The organism is Phenylobacterium haematophilum (assembly GCF_014196295.1).
Classification (GTDB): Bacteria; Pseudomonadota; Alphaproteobacteria; order Caulobacterales; family Caulobacteraceae; genus Phenylobacterium; species Phenylobacterium haematophilum.
In genome coordinates, this window is the sequence record NZ_JACIDK010000003.1 from 586,004 (window position 1) to 602,966 (window position 16,963).

17 protein-coding genes and 1 tRNA gene are annotated in these 16,963 nt (G+C 68.0%); 7 read left to right on the forward strand and 11 right to left on the reverse strand.

The features are described 5' to 3' along the window. The 4 genes from GGQ61_RS13710 to GGQ61_RS13725 form a co-directional block, all read right to left on the reverse strand. On the reverse strand, positions 1-921 hold the full coding sequence (locus GGQ61_RS13710; RefSeq protein WP_183773657.1) for an isopenicillin N synthase family dioxygenase: 921 nt from the start codon (positions 919-921) through the stop codon (positions 1-3). Then, a complete protein-coding gene (locus GGQ61_RS13715; protein WP_183773658.1) occupies positions 918-1,772 on the reverse strand; it encodes a ribokinase in 855 nt (284 codons plus the stop codon). Before GGQ61_RS13715 ends, GGQ61_RS13710 begins: the two co-directional genes overlap by 4 nt. After that, positions 1,769-2,701 carry a nucleoside hydrolase gene (locus GGQ61_RS13720; protein WP_183773659.1) on the reverse strand — a complete coding sequence of 311 codons (933 nt, stop codon included), beginning with the start codon at positions 2,699-2,701 and terminating at the stop codon, positions 1,769-1,771. The genes GGQ61_RS13715 and GGQ61_RS13720 overlap by 4 nt, the downstream gene beginning before the upstream one ends. A gap of 90 nt (positions 2,702-2,791) precedes the next feature. Beyond that, positions 2,792-5,752 (reverse strand): TonB-dependent receptor domain-containing protein, encoded by a 2,961-nt coding sequence (locus GGQ61_RS13725; protein ID WP_183773660.1) that lies wholly within the window; start codon positions 5,750-5,752, stop codon positions 2,792-2,794. 210 nt (positions 5,753-5,962) lie between these two features. Here GGQ61_RS13725 and GGQ61_RS13730 point away from each other — a divergent pair, with 210 nt between their 5' ends. Continuing rightward, positions 5,963-6,229 (forward strand): hypothetical protein, encoded by a 267-nt coding sequence (locus GGQ61_RS13730; protein WP_183773662.1) that lies wholly within the window; start codon positions 5,963-5,965, stop codon positions 6,227-6,229. 64 nt (positions 6,230-6,293) lie between these two features. Here GGQ61_RS13730 and GGQ61_RS13735 read toward each other — a convergent pair whose 3' ends face one another. After that, positions 6,294-7,661 carry a spinster family MFS transporter gene (locus GGQ61_RS13735; RefSeq protein ID WP_183773664.1) on the reverse strand — a complete coding sequence of 456 codons (1,368 nt, stop codon included), beginning with the start codon at positions 7,659-7,661 and terminating at the stop codon, positions 6,294-6,296. Positions 7,662-7,772: 111 nt separating this feature from the next. Here GGQ61_RS13735 and GGQ61_RS13740 point away from each other — a divergent pair, with 111 nt between their 5' ends. Both GGQ61_RS13740 and GGQ61_RS13745 read left to right on the forward strand, forming a co-directional pair. After that, complete coding sequence (locus tag GGQ61_RS13740) at positions 7,773-8,408, forward strand: glutathione S-transferase family protein (RefSeq protein WP_183773666.1); 636 nt, start codon at positions 7,773-7,775, stop codon at positions 8,406-8,408. After that, complete coding sequence (locus GGQ61_RS13745) at positions 8,405-9,211, forward strand: M48 family metallopeptidase (protein WP_221221013.1); 807 nt, start codon at positions 8,405-8,407, stop codon at positions 9,209-9,211. The genes GGQ61_RS13740 and GGQ61_RS13745 overlap by 4 nt, the downstream gene beginning before the upstream one ends. Here the strand turns inward: GGQ61_RS13745 and GGQ61_RS13750 are convergent. Then, positions 9,208-9,378, reverse strand: coding sequence for a hypothetical protein (locus GGQ61_RS13750; protein WP_183773670.1), 171 nt, complete (start codon positions 9,376-9,378; stop codon positions 9,208-9,210). The genes GGQ61_RS13745 and GGQ61_RS13750 overlap by 4 nt on opposite strands. 126 nt (positions 9,379-9,504) lie before the next feature. Between GGQ61_RS13750 and GGQ61_RS13755 the strand changes: the two genes are divergently transcribed. Further along, positions 9,505-9,588 (forward strand) — tRNA-Leu (locus GGQ61_RS13755). A gap of 4 nt (positions 9,589-9,592) precedes the next feature. Here the strand turns inward: GGQ61_RS13755 and GGQ61_RS13760 are convergent. The 3 genes from GGQ61_RS13760 to map form a co-directional block, all read right to left on the reverse strand. Then, the gene (locus GGQ61_RS13760; RefSeq protein WP_183773672.1) at positions 9,593-11,044 is read right to left on the reverse strand and encodes a tetratricopeptide repeat protein; all 1,452 of its coding nucleotides are present in this window, start codon (positions 11,042-11,044) and stop codon (positions 9,593-9,595) included. 46 nt (positions 11,045-11,090) lie between these two features. Further along, entirely contained in the window at positions 11,091-11,840 is a 750-nt protein-coding gene (radC, locus tag GGQ61_RS13765; RefSeq protein WP_183773674.1) for a RadC family protein, read from the reverse strand. Positions 11,841-11,921: 81 nt separating this feature from the next. Then, a complete protein-coding gene (map, locus tag GGQ61_RS13770) occupies positions 11,922-12,740 on the reverse strand; it encodes a type I methionyl aminopeptidase (protein WP_183773675.1) in 819 nt (272 codons plus the stop codon). A gap of 219 nt (positions 12,741-12,959) precedes the next feature. On the opposite strand from map, the gene GGQ61_RS13775 reads away from it, so the two are divergent. Then, on the forward strand, positions 12,960-13,883 hold the full coding sequence (locus GGQ61_RS13775; RefSeq protein ID WP_183773677.1) for a glycosyltransferase family 2 protein: 924 nt from the start codon (positions 12,960-12,962) through the stop codon (positions 13,881-13,883). A gap of 10 nt (positions 13,884-13,893) precedes the next feature. On the opposite strand, the gene sfsA is transcribed toward GGQ61_RS13775, so the two are convergent. Further along, the gene (sfsA, locus tag GGQ61_RS13780) at positions 13,894-14,586 is read right to left on the reverse strand and encodes a DNA/RNA nuclease SfsA (RefSeq protein ID WP_183773679.1); all 693 of its coding nucleotides are present in this window, start codon (positions 14,584-14,586) and stop codon (positions 13,894-13,896) included. Between the two features lie 143 nt (positions 14,587-14,729). On the opposite strand from sfsA, the gene GGQ61_RS13785 reads away from it, so the two are divergent. Continuing rightward, the gene (locus tag GGQ61_RS13785; RefSeq protein WP_183773681.1) at positions 14,730-15,497 is read left to right on the forward strand and encodes a competence/damage-inducible protein A; all 768 of its coding nucleotides are present in this window, start codon (positions 14,730-14,732) and stop codon (positions 15,495-15,497) included. Here the strand turns inward: GGQ61_RS13785 and GGQ61_RS13790 are convergent. Beyond that, positions 15,494-16,393: a WecB/TagA/CpsF family glycosyltransferase gene (locus GGQ61_RS13790; protein WP_183773683.1), complete on the reverse strand. Its 900-nt coding sequence runs from the start codon at positions 16,391-16,393 to the stop codon at positions 15,494-15,496. The two genes, GGQ61_RS13785 and GGQ61_RS13790, sit on opposite strands and share 4 nt — an antisense overlap. 248 nt (positions 16,394-16,641) lie before the next feature. Here GGQ61_RS13790 and GGQ61_RS13795 point away from each other — a divergent pair, with 248 nt between their 5' ends. Then, positions 16,642-16,887 carry an XrtV sorting system accessory protein gene (locus tag GGQ61_RS13795; RefSeq protein WP_183773685.1) on the forward strand — a complete coding sequence of 82 codons (246 nt, stop codon included), beginning with the start codon at positions 16,642-16,644 and terminating at the stop codon, positions 16,885-16,887. Positions 16,888-16,963 lie beyond the last annotated feature (76 nt).

The window sequence follows — 16,963 nt, forward strand, 5'->3', positions numbered from 1 at the left end:
CTACTTGGCCATGCCGATCTCGCGAAGGCGTTCGGCCAGGAACTCGCCGGCGGTGATCGCGGGCCACTTGGCGCCCTCGCCCTCGCAGGAGGGCAGGCGCTCAAGCGAGACGTCGGAGGCCGGGTGCATGAAGAACGGCATCGAATAGCGACTGACGTTCGGCCCGACCGGATTGACCACGCGGTGAGTGGTCGAGGGGATCACGCCGTTGGTCAGCCGCTGCAGCATGTCGCCGCTATCGACGATCAGGTTCTTCGGCGCGGTTTCGACCGGCAGCCAGGAGCCGTCTCGGTCGAGCAGTTGCAGGCCCCCGCCCTTGGCGGCGACCAGCAGGGTGATGAAGTTGATGTCCTCGTGGGCGGCCGAGCGGACGGCGCCTTCGGGGGCGTCCTCCGGCACCGGGGGATAGTGCAGCACGCGCAGGATCGAGGTGCCGTCGGCGACCTTTGCGTCGAAGTAGTCGCCAGGCAGGCCGAGCTTCGGCGCCAGGGCCGACAGCAGGACGCGGCCCGTCTCGTCGAGGGCGGCGAAGAGGTTGCTGAAGGTGCGTTCGAAGGCCGGGAACTCGGCTGGCCAGACGTTAGGCGGGAAGTCCTCAGCCGGCAGGCCGGGCGCCGGGGCGCGGCCGATCTGCCAGAATTCCTTGAGGTCGGGCAGGCTGGAGTCGCGGGCGTGCTCGGTACCGAACGGCGTGTAGCCGCGCATGCCTGCCGCGTAACGGCGCTTGGTCGTGTAGGGGAGCGCGAAGACCTCCTCGGCGTGTTCGTAGGCGTGTTCGAGCAAATCCTCGGCGACGCCGTGGTCGGCCAGGATGATGAAGCCGTACTGCTGCAGGCCCTGCATCAGCGCGTCGGAGAAAGCGGCGCGGTCGGCGAGCGAGCCGTGCGTGAAGGCCTTGAGGCTGAGGGTCGGAACGCTCATCGGGCGGGCTCCAGACGGGCCTCGACCTCGGCGCGGGTCGGCAGCGAGGGCTGGGCGCCGGGACGGGTGGCGGCCAGGGCGCCGGCGGCGCAGGCGAAGGCGAGGGCGGCCTCGTGCGGGCGGCCTTCCAGCAGGGCCAGGGTCAGGGCGGCGACGAAGGCGTCGCCGGCGCCGGTGGCGTCGATCGCCTCGACCGGCGGCGGGGCGGCGGCGGCCAGCTGGCGGCCGCCCTGGAACAGGCCCGCGCCCTTGGCGCCCCAGGTCACGGCGACGAGGCCGGGCAGATCGTGCAGCGCCGGGCCGTAAAACGCGGCCTCGGTTTCGTTGACGACGATGAGGTCGGCGCGGGCCAAGGTCTGCGGCGGAAGCGGCGCGGCCGGGGCGAGGTTCAGGCAGACGAAGCCGCTGGCTTGGGCGACGGCCGCGGCGACCGTCTCCAGCGGCAGTTCGAGCTGGCAGATCAGCGCCTCATGCGTCGGCGTGGCCAGATGGCCTGGCGTGAAGGCGGCGTTGGCGCCGGGGGCGACGATGATCTGGTTCTCGCCGCCGGCGGCCACGGCGATGAGCGCGACGCCCGTGGCGGCGCTGGCGTCGGTGTCGCACTGGTCGAGATCGACGCCCTCGGCGGCCAGCAGGGCCAGGGCTTCGTCGGCCAGGGCGTCGGCCCCGACCCGGGCGATCAGGTTCACGTCGGCGCCGAGCCGGCGCGCGGCCAGGGCCTGGTTGGCCCCCTTGCCGCCGGGATGGCGGGCGAGGCTCGCCCCGGTCACCGTCTCGCCAGGCGCGGGCAGGCTCGCGGCGGTGGCCACGAAGTCCAGGTTGACCGAGCCTATGACGGTGATCGCAGTCATCGGGCCAGCAGGTCGTTGAGCAGCGCGAAGACGCCGTCGGCGTCCGCATGGGTGGCCCACAGAATCCGCGCCGCGGCCGGATCGCGCAAGCGGAACTCGACCGCCGTGTGGCCGACGGTGAGCGGCGAGGCGGTCTCGACCTGCAGCTGGCACGGACGCAGGGTGAAGAGCTCCGGCGCCAGCAGATAGGCGATCACGCAGGGGTCGTGGATCGGCGCGCCGGTCCCGCCGACGATGTCGCGCTCAAGCGCGTTGGAGAATTCCAGCAGGTTGTGGGTCGCTCGCGCGGCCGGGGTGTCGATGGCGGCGATGGCGGCGGTGCGGGCCGGGTCGGAGCGGACCTGGTGAGTGACGTCGAGGCCCATGACCACGCACTGGGCGCCGGACGAGAACACGATCTCGGCGGCGTGCGGGTCGGCCCAGATGTTGTACTCGGCCGAGGCGGTGATGTTGCCGCCCTCGCGCCGCGCGCCGCCCATGACCACGACGGGGCCGAGGCGCTCGATGATCGCCGGCTCCAGGCGCATGGCTAGCGCCAGATTGGTGAAGGGGCCGGTGACGGCCAGGGTGATCTCGCCCGGCGGATGGGACATCACCAGCCCGGCGATGACGTCGGCGGCGCGGCCGTCGGCCAGTCCATGCTCGGGCTCGAACAGCGGCAGGGTCCCCAGGCCGCTTTCGCCGTGGAAGGCTCCGGCGTCGAAGGGCGGCCTGTACAGCGGGCCGCTGGCTCCGGCGTAGATCGGCACGTCCTGGCGGCCGGCGATCTGGCGGATGAGCGCGGCGTTGCGGGCGGTCAGCTCCGCGCCGACATTGCCGGCGACGGTGGTGATGGCGAGAAGCTCCAGGTCCTGCGGCGCGGCGAAGGCCATGAAGAGGGCGACGGCGTCGTCGACGCCCGGGTCGCAATCGAAAATCAGTTTGGTCACCGCGGCATTCTCCGGAGGAACGGCAAGCTCGGCAAGCGGGCATGAAAAAGCCCCGCCCAGGCGGGCGGGGCTCGCATCATGTCGCGGGGACTAGAAGCGGGCGGTGAGGCCCACGAAGAACCGGCGGCCCAGGACGTCGTAGGTCGAGGGGTCGGTGTTGGAGTTGGAGTACGAGGTGTAGAACGGCGGATCCTCGTCGCCGATGTTGTTGACGCCGGCGCGCATGGTGATGCGCTCGTCGAACCGCCAGGTCCCGGTCAGGTCGAACAGGTCGTAGTCGGGCGTGTTGACTGCGGTCGGCGAGAGCACCGGCACGTTGCGGAAGTCGGTCATGGCGTCGATGTGCCGCCAGCGCAGGGTGACCTTGGCCGGGCCGACCGAGTAGGTCGCCGACATGGCCGACTTCCACTCCGGATAGGCGCCGCCCGAGAGGTCGCCGCCGATGGTGCCGCCGCTCTGCAGGAAGGGCGCGCCCGGCCGGGCCTGCTTTTCGAAGTTCTCCAGATGGGAAACCACCAGGTTGAAGTCGAGCGCGCCGGCGCCGTCCGGCAGGCCGAGGTCGGCCAGATCGAAGCCCCAGTCGATCTGGGCGTCGTAGCCCGAGGTCTTCCAGGCGGCGAGGTTGACCTGGGTGGTCAGCACGCCGGTGATGTTGCCGTTGGCGATGCGGTTGAACTGTTGGCAGTAGAAGCTGGAGTTGTCGAAGGTCGGGTTGGCGCCGCCGGTGTTGAAGCACTCGCCGACGATGGTCTGCACCGTCAGGGTGCCGATCACGTCCTCCAGCTCGATCTTGTAGTAATCGAGGCTGACGCTGAAGCGTCGCAGCAGCGGCGCGTCGAGCTTCGGCGTCCACACGGCGCCGAGGGTGAAGCTGTCGGACTTCTCCTCCGACAGGTCGGGATTCCCCCCGCCGAGGATCTCCACCTGGGTCGAGGCTTGCTGGAAGGTGTCGACGATGCCGGTCGAAACGCCTTGGGCGACGCAGAGCGCTCGGACCGCCGCGGCGCTGGCGCCGTTGCGGAACGAGGAGCGCACGTCGCAGGGGTCGCCCGCGGTGGTGGCCAGGCCCGGCGTGCCGATGCCCGAGAAGCCCAGCGATTGCGGCGAGAACAACTCGGCGACGTTGGGGGCGCGGACCGCGCGCTGGTAGCCGCCGCGCACCATCAGGCTTTCGACCGGACGCCAGGTGAAGTCGGCCTTGTAGGCGTTGATCGTGCCGGTGGTGTTGTAGTCGGCGATCCGGCCGCCGAGCGACACGTCGAGGCTGTAGGCGAAGGGCGCCTGGGCAAGGATCGGAACCAGCAGCTCGGCGTAGGCCTCGGTCGAGGAGATGTCGCCACTGATCGGCACCGCCGGGTTGAAGCCGACGATGTCGGGGCCCTGCAGCAGCAGGTCGGGCGAATAGCCGACCTCGTCCTTGCGGTACTGGGCGCCGGCCGAGAACTTCACCGCGCCGGCCGGCAGCTCGAACACCGAGCCGGTGACGAATCCTTCCAGAACGGTCTGGTGGATCTTGGTGTCGTTAGTGACTTCGCGGGCGATGTAGGCCGCGCAGCCGGGGCTTACCTTGCCGGCCCCGAAAATGTTGAAGCCGCCGCAGATCGCCACGCCGCCGTCAGGGGCGAAGGTCAGTTCGCGCATGGCCGCGCGGCTGACGTTGCCATGCTGGTTTTCGGTGTGGTTCATCTCGCCATAGGCGGCGTAGGCGTCCCACTTCCAGTCCTTGAAGCCGACGTCGCCGCGCAGGCCGGCGACCACCTGGAAGGTCTCGTAGGTGTTGTTCGAGAGCCGGCCGCCGACCTCGGTGAAGGCGCGGCGCGGATAGAAGGCGGCGGTCGGATTGGCGCGAGAGGCAAGCAGCGTGCGCAGGTCGGCCGGGATGAACGGGTTGGTGGTCGGCGCCACGATGTCCGGGCCGGGGAAGGCGCCGTCCGAGGCCGAGGCCGGACCGAGTTGCCGCGAGACGTCGTAGGTGGTGTAGCTGACCGTGCCATAGGCTTCTATGCTGTCGGTCAAGTCATAGCGCCCGGCGGCGTAGAACGACCAGCGGTCCAGCGGCAGGTTGAGGTAGCGGTAGTCGGCGCTGTTGAAGGTGTAGCTGCTGGGATCGAAGCCCGGCATCTGGTCGCCGCGGTAGTTGCGGACCGGCGAGGTCGAGAACAGCGTGCCGTCGGCGTTGAACGAGAGGTTCGCGCCGCGGGCGACGCTGCCGGGCGCCAGACCGTACTTGGCCAACACCGCGTCCATCGCCGCCTGGGTCGGCAGGTTGGCCGCGCCGCCGGCGTTGGAGGACGGATCGAAGCGCCCGTCCGGAATGGTCGCCGCGCCCGACGGGACCAGGCCGGTGGTCAGCACCGAGTAACCGATCGCCGCCCAGTCGCGGTCGGAGGCCACGAGGCCTTCGCGCCGGTCGTAGCTGACGCCGGCTGAGATGTTGCCGCGGCCCTCGGCGAAGTTGTGGCCGTAGCCGATCGAGAAGCTCTGCTGGCCGGCGTCGTTGCGGGTCGTCGAGCCGAGCTGGGCATCGATGACCAGGCCCTCGAAGTCCTTCTTGAGCTTGAAGTTCACGACCCCGGCGATGGCGTCCGAACCGTAGACCGCCGAGGCCCCGCCGGTGATGGTCTCGACGCTGTCGATCAGGAAGGTCGGAATGGTGTTGAGATCGACGACGGCGTTGGGGTTGCCGGAGACCATCCGACGGCCGTCGACCAGCACCAGGGTGCGCGTGGGCCCGAGGCCGCGCAGGTTGGCGTAGGCCTGGCCCGGAGTGGAGACGAAGTTGGTGGTGTTGGTGCCGGCGCCGTTCGACGGCACGAACTGCGGCAGCTGGTTTAGGGTGTTCTCGACCGTGACCATGCCGGCCTGGGTGATGCGGTCCTGGCCCAGGGTGACGATCGGGCTTTCGGAGACGTAGTCCTGGCGGGCGATGCGCGAGCCGGTGATCACCACCTCGGACACTTCAGTGTCCTGAGCGGCGGCGGGGGCGGCGTGGATGGCCATGACGCTGGCCAGGGCGCTTGCACAGAGCAAGCCGGAACGCTTGGAGATCATTTCCCCCCCTCGGGATTTCGCGCGACTCCACCCTCGCGGGTGTTTCGCCAGGATTCTATGAGATCGCCAGCAGGCGCGCCATGGCGCCGAAGCCACAGATGACGTTTCGGTGAAGCCGCCGCATCGGCAGGTTGCGGGGCTCGCCGTGCGCTTTGCGACCCATGGCGCGCGTGGCACACCCGGAGCTTTGGTTGACGAGCGAGGACGACGATGGCGGTGGACGGCGGAAAGAACGTCAGGCGACTGGCGCCGGAACTGATTGGACGGGTCGTCGCGCTTGCGATGGTCGCCGCGGCGATCTTCGTCGCTCCGCCGGCGAAATTCTGGCTCGCGGGGGCCGGCTGCGCTCTGGCGGCGACGGTGTTCCTGATCCAGGCCGCGACAGGCCGGCCGGTGCGGCGGGCGCGGTCGCTAAACTTGGTGTTCGGAGTGATCTTCGCGATGACCGCGGTTTGGCTGGTGTTCCTGCAGCCCTGAAGGCTGCGGCCGTCCCAGCAGGACGGAAATGACGGGGGCGCCGGGCGGCGCCCCCCGCAGTGGCTTAGCTGACCATTTCTTCGCGGATCGTCTTGCGGGCCAGCCAGAAGAGGCCGAAGGCGACGAAGCCGAAGCAGGTCGACAGCATCAGCGCCCAGCGAACGCCCTGGGCCGAACCGAGGCCGACACCGTTGCTCATGATGTCGGACAGGATGCCGACGGCGAGCGGTCCGAGGCCCAGGCCGATCAGGTTGATCGTGAACAGCAGGATGGCCGAGGTGGTCGCGCGCATGTGCGGCGGCACGATCGACTGGCCGATGGCGTAGACCGGACCGTACCAGAGCGAGCCGAGCAGGCCGTTGATCACCAGGATCCAGAGGGCGACCGAGGCCGACGGGACGCTGACGGCGATGATGTAGATCGGCACGGCCAGCAGCGAGGCGATGGCCGGGACCGACACGTAGCCGCGCAGGTCCTTCTTGGCGTAGCGGTCGGCGATCTGGCCGCCGAGATAGGCCGAGATGGCGCCGGCGGTGCCGCCCATGAGGCCCAGGGCCAGGCCCAGGAAGCCGATGGATTGGAGGTTGAACATCGAGGCCAGGCCGGCGACCTCCTCGCCGTGGACGCGCAGGAAGAACGAGGCGGTGAACGGGGCGTGGCCGTAGCCGATGAACGCCTTGATCGCCGCGCCGAGCGCGATGAGCCAGAAGGTCTTCTTGGTGCCGAGGTACTTCAGGGTCTCGCCGAAGCTCGCCTGGGTCGCCTGAATGGCGGCCGAATGTTGGGCGATCTGCTTGCGAGGCTCCTTGAGGGTGAACCAGCAGAGCAGGGCGAAGAGGATGCCCGGGGCGCCGGCGACGAAGAAGGCCACCCGCCAGCCGTAGGCGTCGGCGATCAGCCCGCCCATCACCAGGCCGAGCAGGCCGCCGAGCGGGGTGCCCATCGAGTAGAAGGCCAGGGCCGAGGCGCGCTTTTCTTTCGGCACGTAGTCGGCGATCAGCGAGTGGGCGGGCGGCGTGCAGCCGGCTTCGCCGACGCCGACGCCAATCCGGAACAGAACCAACTGCGCGAAGTTCTGAGCCATGCCCGAAAGGGCGGTGAATCCGGACCACACCGCGACGGCGGTGCCGATGATGATCGGGCGGTTCTTGCGCTCGGCCAGACGGGCGATCGGGATGCCCAGGACGGTGTAGAAGATGGCAAAGGCCAGGCCGCTCATGAGGCCGAGCTGCCAGTCGGCGAGACCCAGGTCGTTCTTGATCGGCTCGGCCAGAATGTTGACCACGGCGCGATCAAGGAAGTTGACGATGTAGATCCCCAGAAGGAGGAACATCGCATACCGGGTGTAAGAGGCGGAATATGGAGCTGCGCCGACCGCGGATGCGACTGGCGGAGCGGCTGGATCAACCGACGGCGCGGCGGTCTCGGTCATGAAAGGCGTTTCCTGCAAAAAATGGGGAACTGAATTCTTATTGTTGGGGCCACTCTAGACGAGGCGCCCGGGGCTTGGGCAATAGGCTGACGTAACGAAATGGAGCGGCCTATGGAACTGGTTATCGGAACAAAACGGTGGTCGACGTGGTCGCTGCGGCCTTGGCTGGCGCTCAAGCGCACCGGCGCGCCCTTTACCGAGACCCTTGTCGGCCTGCGTCAGGACGAGGGGCGGACCGAGGCGGCCATCCTGCCGCACTCGCCTTCGGGGTTGGTGCCAGCCCTGAAGGACGATGGCCTTACGGTCTGGGATTCGTTGGCGATCTGCGAATACCTGGCCGAAAAATTTCCGGCGGCGAAGCTCTGGCCGGACGACCCCGCGTTGCGCGCCCTGGCCCGCGCGGCGGCCGCTGAAATGCACTCCGGCTTCCAGTCCCTGCGCGGCGAGTGCCCGATGGCGCTGGAGGCGGAACCGAAGGTGACGACCCTGTCGGAGGCGACGCAGAAGAACGTGCGCCGGATCGTCGCGCTATGGTCCGACCTGCTCAGCCGTTCGGGTGGGCCGTTCCTCGCCGGCGAGTGGTCGATCGCCGATGCATTCTACACACCGGTGGCGACGCGCTTCCGGACCTATGGCGTGCACCTGTCGGACTATGGCGACGATGGGAGCTGCGGCGCCTATGCGACCCGGGTGCTGGCCACGCCCGAATTCCGCGAATGGGAAGCAGCGGCGCGAGCGGAAGCGTGAGCGTGACCTGCTGCGGCTGCCACGGCCGTGCCGAGCCGCTGTCGCGCCGCAACCTGCTGAGCCTGTTGGCGGCGGGCGCGTTGGTGGTTGGGTGCTCGCAAAACGACGAAACCGGGCGCAGCCAGTTCGCGGTGGTTCCGGACGAGGCGCTGACGCAGATGGCCGACCAGGCCTGGAGCGACCTGCGCGCCCAGACCCGGGCCGCGGCCGACCCGGCGGTGCAGGCGCGGCTGGAGCAGGTCGGCTGGAAGATCGTCGAGGCCAGCGGGCGCACCGACCTAGCCTGGGAGTTCGTGGTCTTCGACAGGCCGGAGATCAACGCCTTCGTGCTGCCAAACGGCAAGGTCGGGGCGTTCAAGGGCCTCATGGACTTCGTGCAGGACGACGACGAACTGGCCGGGGTGCTGGGGCATGAGGTCGGCCACGTGCTGGCGCGCCATCCGTCCGAGAGAGTCAGCCAGCAGATGGCCGTCGAGCTGGGCGTCAACGTGCTGCAGGCGATCCTGGCCAATGGCGAGTACGCCGAGCACGCGGGCGAGATCGCCGGGGCGCTGGGCATGGGGGCGATGTACGGGGTGATCCTGCCCTATTCGCGCAACCACGAGCTGGAGGCCGACCGCGTCGGGGTCGAGCTGGCGCAAAGGGCTGGCTTGGACCCGGCCGGCGCGGTGCGCTTCTTCGAGCGGATGGCGGCGGAGGGCGATAAGCGGCCGCAGCCGCCGGAGGTTCTGTCGACCCATCCAGCCGACGGGCCGCGGCTGGCCGCGCTGCGCGAAGCGGTGGCGGCCCTGCCGAAAGGTTAGATGGCGGAGGCGGCGTCGACACCGTCGTTGAACAGAGCGACGGCGGCGGACTCCGCCTCGGCCTGGCTGGGCTCCACGCCGCCGGCGACGAGCTCGCCCTCGAAGTCGAACACCCGCCAGCGCCAGCCATTGTCAGCTGGATGGATCGCGTAAGCCAGTTCGCCCATGTGCTCCTCCTGGCGTCCCGGATCGGGACCGCCGGAGGGAGTTAAGCAAGTCGGACGCCAAAGGTTCCGGAGCCTGCGCGGCGCGCTTGCGGCCGCGGCGCGATCACGTGTACCGGAGCAGTCGGCGCCCCCTTGGCGGAATGGTAGACGCAGAGGACTTAAAATCCTTTGCCGTAAGGCGTCCCGGTTCGAGTCCGGGAGGGGGCACCATCCGCTACAGCAGCAGGCCATAGCTGGCGTATTGTTCCTCGACCTTCGGATCCAATTTCCGCGCCGCGGCCAGATCGGCATCGGCCTCCTGCTTCTGGCCGAGTTGCAGCTTGATCGCGCCGCGCAAGTAGAGCGTCTCGGCTGAAGTCGGTCGCAGGGCGAGCGCGGCGTCGGCATCGGCCAGCGCCTTTTGCAGATCTCCGCGCCGCAGATGGACGAAGGCGCGGCTGTCGAGCGGTAGGAAAGCATCGGACGCTATCGAGATGGCTCTGGTGCAGATGCTGAGGGCGCGGTCGAGGTCGCGCTTGGCCTCGCCCCTGATCCAGCAGGCGGCGTTCAGGGCGAGGACGTCGCCCGGCGCCAGCTTCATCGCGCGATCCGCCTCGGCGATCGCCCGCGCCCAATCTTGCTGCCTGGCGAACACCCCGGCGCGCACGATCGCTGGCATGGCCGATTTCGGGGCGGCTGCTTCGGCGCGCGCAATGTCGATCAGCGCCAGATCGTACTGCTTAAGATCCGAAAACAGCATGGCGCGGTCGTATAGTGCGACCTCGTCGAGCTCGACCGCGCGGTCCATGTCGCTTCGGGCGCCGACTTCGTCGGCCAGTCGATGTCGCATCCATGCACGAGCCAGGAATATGTCTGCATCGTTACCGTTCGCGGCGATTGCGCGGTCGAGCTGAGTCCTGGCGGCGGCGTAATCGCCTTGCTCCTCGAATAGGCGGGCGAGGCCGGTGAGGGCCTTGTCATAGTCCGGCCGCTTGACGAGGGCCCGATCGTAGCCGGCCTTGGCCTCGTCGAAGCGGCCGACGTTGAGCAGGAAGTCGGCCCTGATCACCAGGACCGCCGGATCATCCTCGGATTGTTTGACTGCCCGGTCGAGGTCAGCGAGGGCTCCGGCTCGGTCCTGGCCGGCCTCTCGCAGCTGAGCGCGCGACACCAAATATAGCCAGGTGGTCGGATCGAGCTCGATGGCGCGGCTATAGTCGGCGAGCGCCCCGGCGCGGTCGCCGGTCTCGTCGCGCAACTGAGCTCGCAGGCCGAGGTAGAGGGCTTCCTTGGAGTCGAGCTTTACGGCGCGTTCGATGTCGGCGAGGGCGAGCTTGTAGTCGCCGCTGTCGGACAGGATGTCGGCCCGGACGTAGTAGCCGAAGGCTCCGCCCGGATCCAAACGGATGGACTTGCTCGCGTCGGCGAGCGCGCGGTCGGACAATCCCATGTCGCGCTGAATTCCTGCTCGCATCTGGAGGCCCCAGGCCCTGTCCGCAGGCGCTTCGAACGTGTTGGCGATTTCGGTGCAGGCGGCCAGGCGGGCCTCGATCGCCTCTCCGCCCTCTCCCAGACAGGCCGTGGCGAGCGGATCGACGTCGGATTCGGCCGCCGGCTCCTGCGCCGCGGCCCCGCCGCCAAGGGCCAGCGCCATGACGCCGGCGAGAACAAGAGATTTACGGATCATGGCGGCCCCCCAAGGCGGTGTTCTTTGAAGCTTAGCTGCAGCAATTTCAGAAGAGGCCCAGGGCCCGGAAGCTCGCGATCCCATCGCGGCCGACGACCAGGTGGTCGTGGACGGCGATTCGCAGGGCGCGGGCGGCCTCGACGACTTCCCCGGTCATCGCGATGTCGGCCTGGGACGGCGTCGGATCGCCGGACGGGTGGTTGTGGACGAGGATCACCGCGCTGGCCGACAGCTCCAGCGCCCGCCGAACGACCTCGCGCGGATAGACCGGCGCGTGGTCGACGGTGCCGTGGTTCATGACCTCATCGGCGATGAGCTGGTTCTTCTTGTCGAGGAACAGCACGCGGAACTGCTCGCGCGGGGCGTGGGCGAGGCCGAGCTTCACATAGTCGAGCAACTGGCTCCACGAGGAGATCACCGGCCGCTTGCCGACCGCGGCGCGTCCTATGCGCAGGCCGATCTCGCTCAGCAGCTTGAGGTCGAACGCCACGCTCTCACCGACCCCAGGCACGCTGCGCAATTCCGCCGGAGAGGCGGCGAGCACGCCGGCGAGCGAGCCGAAGCGAGTCAGCAGCGCCTTGGCCAGCGGCTTGACGTCGCCGCGGGGGATCGAGCGGAACAGCTGCAGCTCAAGCAGTTCGTAGTCGGGCAGCGCGGCGAGTTCGCGGCCGGCGCGTGCGCGCAGCCGTTCGCGATGGCCATGGAAATGCGGGCGGGGCTCCTTGGCCCGACGGGCCGGCGGCGGCGACCAGAGGTCAGGCTGCGGAGCTTCGGCGAGGTGGCGCGTTCCGTCCATGCCGAACAGTGTTCGTCATTTGTTCGGGCTTGGCAAGGGGGCGTGCAGCGGCTGGGCCTCGCAACCCTGCCGCGCGACGGTTCAGTCGGCCTGGACGGGCGGCTTGAAGAGGCCGGCGGGGGAGGCCGTGAAGATCTCGTAGCCGTCCTCGGTGACGCCGATCGAGTGCTCACACTGGGCCGACAGCGACTTGTCGCGGGTGACCGCCGTCCAGCCGTCGGCGAGCAGCTTCACCTGGTACTTGCCGAGGTTCACCATCGGCTCGATCGTGAAGAACATGCCGGGAGCGAGGACCTCCCCGGCGCCCTTCTGGCCGAAGTGCAGGATGTTGGGGGCGTCGTGGAACACCTTGCCCAGACCGTGGCCGCAGAAGTCGCGGACCACCGAGCAACGCATCGATTCTACGTACTGCTGGATGGCGTGGCCGATATCACCCGTGCGGGCTCCAGGCTTGACCTGGTCCAGGCCGCGCTGCAGCGCCTCATAGGTGATGTCGATGAGGCGCTTGGAGCGCGGGGCGATCGGCCCCACCCCGTACATGCGGCTGGTGTCGCCGTGCCAGCCGTCGACGATGACGGTGACGTCGATGTTGACGATGTCGCCCTCGCGCAGATTCCGGTCGCCGGGGATGCCGTGGCAGACGATGTGGTTGGGCGAGATGCAGGTGGTCTTGCCGTAGCCGCGATAGAACAGGCAGGCCGGGACGGCGCCATGGTCGAGGATGAACTCACGGGCCAGGTCGTCGAGCTTTTCCGTAACCGCGCCAGCCACGACGTGGGGGGTCAGCATGTCGAGGCACTCGGCCGCCAGCTTGCCGGCGACGCGCATGCCTTCGAAGCCCTCGGCCCCGTGGATGCGGATCTGGCCGGTGCGGTGCTCAGCTTCGAGGACGTCGGTCATGGCAGTACTCTTTCGGCTTCCGAGAGCGCCGCGTATCGCCAAAAAACGGGGTGGGCGATGCGGATGGCGCTAGGGCTTATATCGCAATCATAGCACAGGACTTCCACCCCGGCCCGCGCCGCGTCGATCAGGCCGGCCCGTCGGGCGCTGCTGTGGAGCCAAAAGCAAACGACGCCGTTGTGTCTGGGCGACCCGAAACATGGTTAACGACGCTGAGGTATGGCCATGGCGATCCACGCAATCTGCCTCGTCAAGAACGAGCTCGACATTATCGCCCAGACACTGGCGACGGCCTCTGAATGGGCCGACAGCATCTATGTGCTGGACAACGGCAGCGACGACGGGACGTGGGAGTTCGTCAACGAGGCTGCGCGTTCGAACCCCACGATCATGCCTTACCGGCAGGACCGGAGCCCCTTCTGCGATAGCATGCGCAACCGTGTCTTCGAGCGCTATCGCGATCGCGCCCGCCAAGGCGACTGGTGGTGCAAGCTCGACGCCGACGAGGCCTATGTCGACGACCCACGGACGTTCCTCGCCAGGGTGCCGCGCCGCTACAACGCGGTGTGGGTGAGTAGCTACAACTACCTCTTCACAGAACATGACCACGCCGCCTACCTGAAAGATCCAGGTCGCTTCGACGGCAGCCGCGCGTGGCGCGAGGTGCTGCATCACTATGTGCCCTCAGGTTACAGCGAGGCCCGCTTCGTTCGCCACTGGTGGGGATTGGATCGATTGCCCCCGGAAAATTGGGGGCCGATCTATCCTGAGCCGATCCGAATTCGGCAGTTCATGTACCGCTCGCCCGAACAGATCACGCGCCGCATGACCACCCGAGCCGAATCCATGGAGCGGGGCGAATTCGCCCACGAAAGGCGCGAGCGCTGGCGGCCGGACATTCTGGAAGATCAGCCGTTTCACTGGTCCGAGCGGCTGGCGACGACCAGCGAATGCTACGAAGATCTGGGCGATGATACCCTTGCGCCGCAGCCGATTTCGAACCTGCCGGAGAATATTGTCGGACCCAACGCCGGCGGCCTCCTGTGGCGGAAAGTGAAGCGACGGCTTGGCGTGTTGGCTCGCTCGAACCCGACGCCCAAGCCGGTGCGGCAGGATGCCGGGTCGCCGCCGTCGTTGAATTAGTCGCCGCGCCTCAAGCGATGCGCCGCGACAGGACGATCCGCTCGGGCGAGATGTCGCACCCATAGGCGTAAACCTCGACTCCGGCCGCAGAGACGCGGTCCAGCGCTTTGGCGAACGCAGGATCGAGCTCGGCGCAGGCGCGGAACGCCTGGCAGTCGGTGCGCTGGACGACGAAAAGCGCGACCGCCCGATCACCCTTGCGGACCATCTCCTCCAACTCGCCGAGATGCTTGGTGGAGCGCGCGGCCACGCAGTCGGGAAACTCGGCCAAGCCGGGTGATCTCATCAAGTGGACGTTCTTGATCTCAAGCCAGCAGGGCTGGCGGTCGTCGTCCTCGAGCAAGAAGTCGACGCGCGAGGCGATCCCGTACTTCACCTCGCGCCGGTGCACGGCGTAGCCGGCCATTTCGGGGATCGCGTCGGCGGCCAGGGCTTCGGCGACGAGGCGGTTAGGATGCATGGTGTTGACCCCGACCATGCCGCTGTCGACCTCGACCAACTCCAAGGTGTGGGCGAGCTTGCGCTTGGGATCGTCCGACTTAGAGAGCCAGACTGCCAGTCCGGGCATGTTGAGACCCAGCATCGCGCCCGGGTTCGGGCAGTGGGCGGTCACGGCGGTTCCGTCATCGAGCACGACATCGGCGAAGAAACGTTTGTAGCGGCTGACGAGCTGGCCGCGGACCAGGGGGCGGGCGAATTCCAATTGACGTTCCTTGAACCTGTCGCGCAGGCGGTGGCTAGCATCCTCGAGGCGTGCTGCGCAAAGCGGCCGATTGATGACAGTTGTGCGCGCCTTCGGACGCCACTAGTCAGGTGCGACACAATGGCGGCGTTGCGGAGGTGCGCATGGCGGGTTCAACGGATGGCCGGGTGACCGCCGCAGTGCTGATCATCGGCGACGAGATTCTCTCGGGGCGCACGCAGGACACTAACCTGCGCGACATCGCCAGATACCTTGGGGTGCTGGGCGTCGACCTGGCCGAGGCGCGGACGGTGCCCGATGTGCAGGACGAGATCGTAGCGGCGCTGAACGCCCTACGCGAACGCTACGACTATGTCATAACCACCGGCGGCATCGGCCCGACCCATGACGACATCACCGCCGACGCGGTGGCCGCGGCCTTCGGCGTCGAGTTGATCGAGCATCCCGAAATCCTCGCGATGATGAGCGCCCGCTGGGGCGTCGAGTTGAACGCCGCACGCCGACGGATGGCGCGGGTGCCGGTCGGCGGCGAACTGGTCAAGAACCCGGTTCAGGGCCCGCCCGGCTTCACCATCGGCAACGTCTTCGTACTGGCTGGCGTGCCGACGATCATGCGGGGGATGCTTGAGGATGTGGGCTGGCGCCTACGCGGCGGCGCGGTGACGGTGGCGCGCACCGTGCGGGTCGAGGGCTCTGGCGAGGGCGTGATCGCCGCGCCGCTCGAGGCGGTGGCCAAGGCCCATCCCGACATGTCGCTGGGGAGTTATCCGTTCTTCGGCGACGCGGGTTACGGTTCGAACCTGGTGCTTCGCAGCCGGGATCCCGAGGAGTTGGCGCGGGCGCTGGACGAACTGGTGGCTGCGCTGAGGAGCGCCGGGATCGACAACGTCCGCGAGATCGAAAACGCCTAGGCCGCTTCGCGCGCGCGCTCGGCGCGCTGGCCAGCGGGCTTTCGGCGCGGACCGCGGAAAAGCCTGCCTTGGCGGGCCGCGACGAGGACGTCGCCGAGCGCTGGAACGATGAGCCACCAGGGCTCTACGCAGTAGCGCGCGAAAAGCCGCCGCGGGTCGCCGACCAGCCGGAACAGCCACTCGACGCCGAGGCGCCCCATCCACCGCGGCGCCGGAGTCTGGACTCCGGCCTCGTAGTCGAAGGCCGCGCCGACCGACAGCGCCACGGTGGGCGGCAGCAGGTCCTGATTGCGGTCGATCCAGATCTCTTGCCGCGGCATGCCCATGCCGACGAACAGGATGTGCGGCTCGAATTCGGCGATCTGCTGGACGACGGAGGCGTTCTCCTCCGAGCCGGGGCTCATGTCGAAGAAGCCGTTGCGCACCGCGATTTCGGCCCCCGGGTAGCGCGTGGCCAAGCGGCGGGCGGCCTCTTCGGCCACCCCCGGTGCGCCCCCGAGATAGAACACTCGCCAGTGCTTGCGCGCCGCCACGCTCCAGAAGTGGTCGCGCCAGTCGAGGTAGGTGCAACGGTGAAAACGGCGGCTGTGCAGGCCGAGGATGCGTGTGAAGAAGATCAGGGGAGTGGAGTCCACCTCGATCAGATCGGCGCGCTCGAAGAACGCGGCGAACTGAGGGTTCTTCTTGGTCAGATAGATGCTGTGGGCGTTGTGGTTGGCGATGCGGCTGGGCGTGCGGCTCAGCACCGCCTGACCGATGTGGTGCATGACCTCTTCCGGGCGGACCAGATCGACGTCGACACCGAGCGTGGCGACGCGTTCACCCTCGCGTCGCGAGCGACGGAACGGCGTGCGGCCTTGGCGGCGTCGCTCGGTTGCTGGTGACGGTGGGCTCAATGACGATACGCCGGATCATTGCAGTCGAAGCTCGAAACTAGGCCGTGCAAGTTAAGATTCATTTCCCGGGATCCGGTCACCTTGGGGGCTGGATCGGCGCATCGTCCGGGTTCATCATCGGTCCGTAATTCTCGCGTAGCCCCGTTCCGAAATTCGGCTATCACCGCCGGCGGCGATCTCCGGACTGGTCCGATTTGTGCAGGGGCGTGGCTGCTCGGATTTAACGGTGTTGCTTAGGGGCTGGTGTCTTGCAGACTATTTACGATTGGGTCACGGTCGCGATCTTCGGAGCTTTGATCGTCCTATTTCTGCACAGGTCGACGGCCCAGGAAGAGCCAAAAGACAACATCTATCAGTACCTGCCTGCGTGCATCGGCTGTGCGCTGGCCAACTACGTCGGCAATGAAGGTTATGGCGCGGCGGCGTTCGGAATTATCGTCGCGGTGCTGGCCTATGTTGCTTATGTGCTGAAGCCGTTCAATTTGAAGTTCTAGTCGGGCTTCGACCCAAGAGTATCCCTTTCGGTCGTGCAAGGCACGGGGCTGACGACGCGGCCGAGCAGATGAGACG